The 6,149-nt window shown below is 71.6% G+C and carries 7 protein-coding genes; 6 read left to right on the plus strand and 1 reads right to left on the minus strand.

Going from position 1 to position 6,149, the window contains the following annotated elements; translation table 11 throughout:
• The first annotated feature begins 148 nt into the window (after positions 1-148).
• The 3 genes from WML84_RS11890 to WML84_RS11900 all read left to right on the plus strand — a co-directional run bounded on the left by WML84_RS11890 (position 149) and on the right by WML84_RS11900 (position 3,509).
• Positions 149-1,141 carry an NAD-dependent epimerase/dehydratase family protein gene (locus tag WML84_RS11890; protein WP_347346356.1) on the plus strand — a complete coding sequence of 331 codons (993 nt, stop codon included), beginning with the start codon at positions 149-151 and terminating at the stop codon, positions 1,139-1,141.
• A 70-nt stretch (positions 1,142-1,211) separates the two neighbouring features.
• On the plus strand, positions 1,212-1,856 hold the full coding sequence (locus WML84_RS11895; RefSeq protein ID WP_347346357.1) for a helix-turn-helix domain-containing protein: 645 nt from the start codon (positions 1,212-1,214) through the stop codon (positions 1,854-1,856).
• A 210-nt stretch (positions 1,857-2,066) separates the two neighbouring features.
• A complete protein-coding gene (locus tag WML84_RS11900; RefSeq protein WP_347346358.1) occupies positions 2,067-3,509 on the plus strand; it encodes a DUF222 domain-containing protein in 1,443 nt (480 codons plus the stop codon).
• Positions 3,510-3,557: 48 nt separating this feature from the next.
• Here WML84_RS11900 and WML84_RS11905 read toward each other — a convergent pair whose 3' ends face one another.
• Complete coding sequence (locus WML84_RS11905; protein WP_347346359.1) at positions 3,558-4,121, minus strand: VOC family protein; 564 nt, start codon at positions 4,119-4,121, stop codon at positions 3,558-3,560.
• A gap of 79 nt (positions 4,122-4,200) precedes the next feature.
• Between WML84_RS11905 and WML84_RS11910 the strand changes: the two genes are divergently transcribed.
• The 3 genes from WML84_RS11910 (at position 4,201) to WML84_RS11920 (ending at position 6,015) form a co-directional block, all read left to right on the plus strand.
• Positions 4,201-5,187 (plus strand): YafY family protein, encoded by a 987-nt coding sequence (locus WML84_RS11910; protein ID WP_347346360.1) that lies wholly within the window; start codon positions 4,201-4,203, stop codon positions 5,185-5,187.
• A gap of 68 nt (positions 5,188-5,255) precedes the next feature.
• A complete protein-coding gene (locus WML84_RS11915) occupies positions 5,256-5,588 on the plus strand; it encodes a metalloregulator ArsR/SmtB family transcription factor (protein ID WP_347346361.1) in 333 nt (110 codons plus the stop codon).
• Entirely contained in the window at positions 5,581-6,015 is a 435-nt protein-coding gene (locus tag WML84_RS11920; protein ID WP_347346362.1) for an SRPBCC domain-containing protein, read from the plus strand. The genes WML84_RS11915 and WML84_RS11920 overlap by 8 nt, the downstream gene beginning before the upstream one ends.
• Positions 6,016-6,149: the final 134 nt, after the last annotated feature.

The raw sequence follows: 6,149 nt of genomic DNA on the forward strand, positions 1-6,149 counted from the left end.
AACGTCGACGGACCCTGCGCGCACGCAGGGTGACTCGCCGCCACGCACGGACGTCGATGCTCACGGTGCACACTATCGGAGACACTATCTCCGCTTCGTGCTACCCTGAATAAACGGAGGCGATGTCTCCGATAGAGGGGACACGAACATGAGCGAGAGAGTGCTGGTCACGGGCGGCACGGGCTACGTCGGCGGATGGACGATCGTCGGGCTGCTGGAGCGCGGCTACGAGGTGCGGACGACGGTCCGATCGCCGGGCGGCGAGGCGAGGGTGCGCGCCGCGGTGGCGACCGAGACCGAGGCCGGCGATCGGCTGAGCTTCGCGCAGGCCGACCTGCTGGACGACGGGGGATGGGATGCCGCGATGGACGGCATCGATCACGTCCTCCACGTCGCGTCGCCGCTCGGCGACGAGCGGGCGGATGCCGACGCGCTGATCGTGCCGGCGCGCGAAGGCGCACTCCGGGTGCTGCGCGCCGCGACGCGCGCCGGCGTCCGACGCGTCGTGATGACCTCTGCGGCCAATGCCGCCAGTCCGACCTCGTACCGTTCGGAGGGCGTGACGGACGAGACACTGTGGACGATCGACGACCCGTCGCTGCCCGCGTACCGGCGATCGAAGACGCTCGCCGAGAAGGCCGCGTGGGACTTCATGTCCTCCAGCCCGAGCACGACCGAGCTCACGACGGTGCTGCCCGGTGCGGTGCTCGGGCCGGTTCTGACGGGCGACGACGTGGGCACGGCATCCATCGTTCAACGGATGCTCCGTGGCACGATGCGCGGCGTGCCTCGGATCGGGCTCGAGGTCGTGGACGTGCGCGATCTGGTCGACCTGCACATCCGCGCCATGACCTCGCCGGACGCGGCCGGCGAGCGCTTCCTCGGCACCGGCCCGTTCGTCTGGATGGGCGACATCGCCAGGGTGCTCGAGGACCAGCTCGGCGATGCCGCGGCGAAGGTCTCCACCCGAGTGCTGCCTGACTTCGCGGTGCGGATCGCGTCGGTCTTCGACCCGTCTCTGCGGCGATCTCGGTCTCGCTCGGCCGCCGCAACCGGCACAGCACCGCGAAGGCGGAGCGCACGCTCGGCTGGGTGCCGCGGCCGGCGGAGGAGACCGTCGTGGACTGCGCCAGGAGCCTGATCGCGCATGGAGCGGCTTCCTGAGGGGCCGAGGATCCGACACGTGCCGCGGAGGGTGACAGGATCGCAGTATGAGCACATCGGAGAGCAGGCCGGCGCGACGCGACTCCGTGCGCAACCGACAGCTGCTCGTCGACGCGGCGCGCGAGGTGTTCGCCGAGCGCGGCTTCGAGGCCACGCTCGACGACGTCGCACGTCACGCGGGGCTCGGGACCGGGACCGCTTACCGCCACTTCCCGAACAAGCACGCCCTCGCCGCCGAAGTCCTCCGAGGGGCGACCGAGCAGATCGTCACCGACGCCCACGAGGCGCTGGACGTCGCCGACCCGTGGGCGGCGCTCGTCCAGTTCTTCGAGCGGGTCGCCGAGCGCCAGGCATCCGATCGGGGCCTCTACGAGACCTTGACCGGCCAGGGGGACCGTGAGGCGCAGGCGGAGATCTGGCCCCGCATCGTGGCGGCCGTTCGGCGTCTGTTCGACCGCGCCCAGAAGGCGGGGGCGGTCCGGCCCGACGCGGTCGCGGAGGATGTCGCGGCCGTCTTCGCCCTCCTCGGCCCCGCATACGCGATGGGCCGAAGCGTGCACCCCGAGGTCTGGCGTCGTTACCTGATCCTGTTGCTCGACGGTCTTCGCGCGGAGGGCCGGAGACCCCTCCCCGAGCCGGCCCCGACGGCCGCCGACATCCCGGCCCTGCTCGGCACCGGCAAGCAGTTCTAGCGCGTCCCTCCTCGCCGCGGTGATCGGCCGGCTCTTCTCGTGCTGCGCACCCTGCCGGCACGTTCCTGACGGGCTGGCGCGACCGCCCTGGAGGTGGCTGACGCCCGACATCGAGCGCATCCAAGCCTGTGGACAACGGGTTCTCCACAGATTTGTTTTCTCGCTTCGATCTGGGGTTCCGATGTCGGAACCCCTCGCAAGAATAGAGGCATGGAAAGCCTCGTCGACATCCTCGATGACCTGCAGTCGCAGGTCTCCGAGGTCGTCGGCAGCGTGCTCTCCGGTGCCGGCCTGCACGGGGCGGGAGATGGTGAGCTGGCCCACGTCGTGCGCCGTGGGGGCGACCTCCTGCGGGTCGTGGAGGCGTTGCTGGTCGAGGCGGTCGGTGAGGTCGTGGAGCGGTCGCAATCGCCCGTGCGCGACGAGCGGCTGACGACGCGGTTGGGCTGTCACAACGTGAGCGAGCTGGTGCAGCGGCTCACCCGCTGCGCACCGCAGACCGCGGCACGCCTGGAGCGGTCCGCGAAGGCCGTCGCGCCGCGGTGGGACGGGTTCACCGGGCAGGCGGGGCCGGCGCGGCTGCCCGCGATGCGGCAGGCGATGCTCGACGGCGAGACCGGAGTGGACGGCATCCTCGCGGTCGCGGGCCCGCTGCTGGGCGCGGCCGACCGCGCGTCGCGCGAGCAGGTGCTGCTCGCCGATGAGCTGCTCGCCGCGGCCGCGCGGGGTGAGGGGGCGGATGCCGGCCCGCCGGCGTGCGCGGACCTCCTCAAGGTGCAGGCGCAGGTGTGGGCGGTGGCGCTGGATCAGGACGGCGCGGAGCCGCGCGATCGCGACGCGGCACGACACAGGGGAGTGGTCCTCGGGCGGGCGCGCGACGGGGTGGTCCCGATGCGCGGGGCGCTGCTGCCCGAGGTCGCGGCGCAGTTCCAGCGCATCTGCGACGCCGTCTGCTCCCCGTATGTCGACGGTGGCGGCGTCAGATTCACCGCCAGCAGCGGGGATGTCGCTGCCAGCGGCGATGACACGGGCAGCGGGGACGAGAATCTGAACGTGCTCGACGAGCGGACCCGGCCGCAGAAGCAGCACGACGCGCTCGCCGCCGCGCTCTTCGCCGCCGCAGCCAGCGGCGAGCTGCCCACGATCGGCGGCGCGGCGCCCACCCTCGTGGTGACGGCGCGCGCCGAAGACCTCGCACGCGGGGACGGGTGGGCGTTCCTCGAGGGCTGCGACGCGCCCGTGCCGATCCAGACCGCGATGCGCGTGGCGTGCAGCGGGGTGGTGCAGCGTCTCGTCCACGACGACGACGGCCGTGTCGTGCGCCTGGGCACCGAGGAACGCGTGTTCAACCGGCACCAGCGCCGTGCGATCGCCGCCCGCGACGGCGGATGCCTGATCCCCGGCTGCGGCGTTCCCGCCGCCTGGTGCGAGATCCATCACGTCACCGACCACGCGAAGGGCGGCCCGACGCACACCGACAACGGGGTTCTGCTGTGTTGGTTCCACCATCGGTTCATCGACTCGGGGCCATGGCGGATCCGCATGAGAGACGGCGTGCCCGAGATCAAGGCGCCTCCCTGGTTCGACCCCACCGGCCGATGGCGACCCGTCACGCGATCCCGCACCCGCCTCCTCCGGAAGCTGATCGCATGAACACTCGTCGGTGCATGCCGTCACGCGATCGGCACCCGCCTCACGGCCTCAGACGCTGCGGGGATCGCGGAGACTGCTCATGGCCTCGATCAGCGTCGAGTGGATGTACTCCAGCTCGGGGGAGGTGTACGACTCCCACGAGTCGGCGGAGTCGGCGGAGTCCGCGTCATCCGCGTCTGTCGAGTCCCACTCGCCCTGGTCGTCCCACACGGCGGTGCCGGGGTTGTGCCGGTACACCCACCACAGGTGTCCGAACGGGTCGGCGAAGCGGGACAGGACGTCGCCGAAGAACTCGGTCGGCCGCGTCACGATCCGGCCGCCGCGCGCCTCGGCGCGAGCGAGGACCTCCGCCGGATCGTCGACGTAGACCCGTACGAACGCCGGCGTGTACGGCCAGCCGGGCTTGCGATCGGCCACCGTCACGGTCGAGTCGCCGATGACGACCTCGGAGTGCAGCACCAGACCGTCGGTGTCGGCGGTGCGGGCATCGGCGAGCTCCGCACCGTCGAAGACGGCGACGAGGAAGTCGATGAGACCGACGGCGTCGTCGGTCCAGATGAACGGATCGACGGTGGCGGATCCCTGAGGAGCGGCGGGGATGTGAGCGGACATGGTGTCCTCCTTTCGATTGCTTCAAGCCTCTCGGCAATAGCGGTCGATATCTGACCGCTATCAGAAATATCCTGAGATCATGTCCACCTCGACCCGCGTGCTGGAACTGCTCTCGCTGCTGCAGAACCATCGGTTCTGGCCCGGCGACGAGCTCGCCCGCCGCCTCGAGGTCAGTCCGCGCACGCTGCGCCGCGACGTCGAGCAACTGCGCGACCTGGGGTATCCGGTGCAGGCGCATCGCGGCGTCGGCGGAGGGTACCAGCTCGCACCCGGAGGCTCCCTGCCGCCGCTCGTGATGGAGGACACAGAGGCCGTCGCCGTCGTGCTCGGCCTGCGGCGCATCGCCGACCGCGGTGCCGACAATATCGCCGACGCGGCCGTGCGCGCGCTGACGAAGGTCGTCGCGGTGCTTCCCGCGAGGCTTCGCCGCGCGGCCGACGACCTGCACGCCGCCATGCCCCGCTCTGAGCAGACTGCTTCCACCCGTCGCGACGCCGACATCGGCGTGCTCACCGCGCTCGCCGCCGCCTGCCGCGACCACGAGGCCGTCGCCTTCGCGTATCGGAAGCGCCACGGCGAGCAGAGCGGCCGCCAGGTCGAGCCCCACGCGCTCGTGCCGCACGGCGCGCTGTGGTACCTCGTCGCCTTCGACACCGGCGTGGGGGACTGGCGCACCTTCCGCGTCGACCGCGTCGCCGACGTCGCCCCGACGCGGCGCCGGTTCCGTCCGCGCGCCGTCCCCGGCGGCGACGCCGCGGCGTTCGTCACGGCGGGGATCGTCACGGCATCCGCCCGTCATCGTGTCGACGTCACGATCGCGGCCCCCGTCGATCGCGTGCGCGCGGAGGCCGGCCAGTGGGGAGAGGTCACGGAGGATGCCGACGGCACGAGCCGCCTGGTGCTCCATGCGGAGTCGCTCGACTGGGCCGCGTTCGTCCTCGGCAGCCTCGGCGCATCGTTCACGATCCACGAGCCGCCCGAGCTCGCCGACCGCCTCGACGCGTGGGCGGAGCTCTTCCGCAAGGCCGTCGACGCCGACCGCACCGTTGACGGGACGCGCGATTGAACACACAGACATAAGTACAAGTGCATATTTGTGCTACGCTCGGCTCATCCGATCGGGAGGAGTCGACGATGGGTGCAGCGACAGCCGAGCTCGACCTCGCGTTGCGCGCCCTCGCCGACGGCAACCGCCGGTCGATCCTGCGCGTCATCCGAACCGAGGCGCTGCCGGTCGGCGCCATCGCCGAACGCGTCGGACTGTCGCAGCAGACGACCTCGCATCACCTCGGCGTGCTGCAGAAGGCGGGGCTCGCGATCGGCGCGCGCGAGGGCACGCGCCACCTGTTCGCGGTGAGCACCGACGGCCTCGCCGCGGTCCGCTCGTACCTGGACGACTTCTGGCCCGGCCGGCTCGCCGCGCTGAAGTCCGTCATCGAAGCCCGGGAGGGCGCCGACCATGGCTGAGTTCCGCGACTCGATCGACATCGCCGCCGCCCCCGAGACGGTGTTCGAGTACCTCACGACGGATGCCGGAATGACCGCGTGGATGGGCCAGTACGCGGTGCTCGACCCGACGCCGGGCGGAGGCTTCGCGGTCGACATCGCCGGCTACGCCATCCGCGGCGAGTACCTGCACGTCGAGCCTCCGCACCGCGTCGTCGTGTCGTGGGGAGTCGCGGGGAGCGAGGCGCTGCCCGCGGGAGCATCGACGGTCGAGTTCCGGCTCGTTCCCATCGACGCCGGCACGCGCGTCGAGCTGACGCACTCCGGCCTGCCGGAGTCGGAGGTGCGTGGCCACGCCGACGGGTGGGCGCACTTCCTGCCGCGCCTCGCCGTCGCGGCGGCGGGCGGCGACGCGGGGACCGACCACTGGCATCCGCTCGAGGACTGAGCACACCGCGCAGAGCCACCGGAAGACGCGCAGAGACGACCGACCCGAGAGAACGGAGCACCCCATGGCGACCGAGACGGCGTACGACATCGTGCAGGACTACCACCGGGCGTGGACGAGCGGCGACGTCGAAG

The organism is Microbacterium sp., from assembly GCF_039812165.1.
Taxonomy (GTDB): Bacteria; Actinomycetota; Actinomycetes; order Actinomycetales; family Microbacteriaceae; genus Microbacterium.

What these genes read in the sequence shown, in the direction of transcription:
- WML84_RS11890 (WP_347346356.1), top strand. Translation starts at nt 149, where the DNA reads ATGAGCGAGAGAGTGCTGGTCACGGGCGGCACGGGCTACGTCGGCGGA.
- WML84_RS11895 (WP_347346357.1), top strand. Translation starts at nt 1,212, where the DNA reads ATGAGCACATCGGAGAGCAGGCCGGCGCGACGCGACTCCGTGCGCAAC.
- WML84_RS11900 (WP_347346358.1), top strand. Translation starts at nt 2,067, where the DNA reads ATGGAAAGCCTCGTCGACATCCTCGATGACCTGCAGTCGCAGGTCTCC.
- WML84_RS11905 (WP_347346359.1), bottom strand. Translation starts at nt 4,121, where the DNA reads ATGTCCGCTCACATCCCCGCCGCTCCTCAGGGATCCGCCACCGTCGAT.
- WML84_RS11910 (WP_347346360.1), top strand. Translation starts at nt 4,201, where the DNA reads ATGTCCACCTCGACCCGCGTGCTGGAACTGCTCTCGCTGCTGCAGAAC.
- WML84_RS11915 (WP_347346361.1), top strand. Translation starts at nt 5,256, where the DNA reads ATGGGTGCAGCGACAGCCGAGCTCGACCTCGCGTTGCGCGCCCTCGCC.
- WML84_RS11920 (WP_347346362.1), top strand. Translation starts at nt 5,581, where the DNA reads ATGGCTGAGTTCCGCGACTCGATCGACATCGCCGCCGCCCCCGAGACG.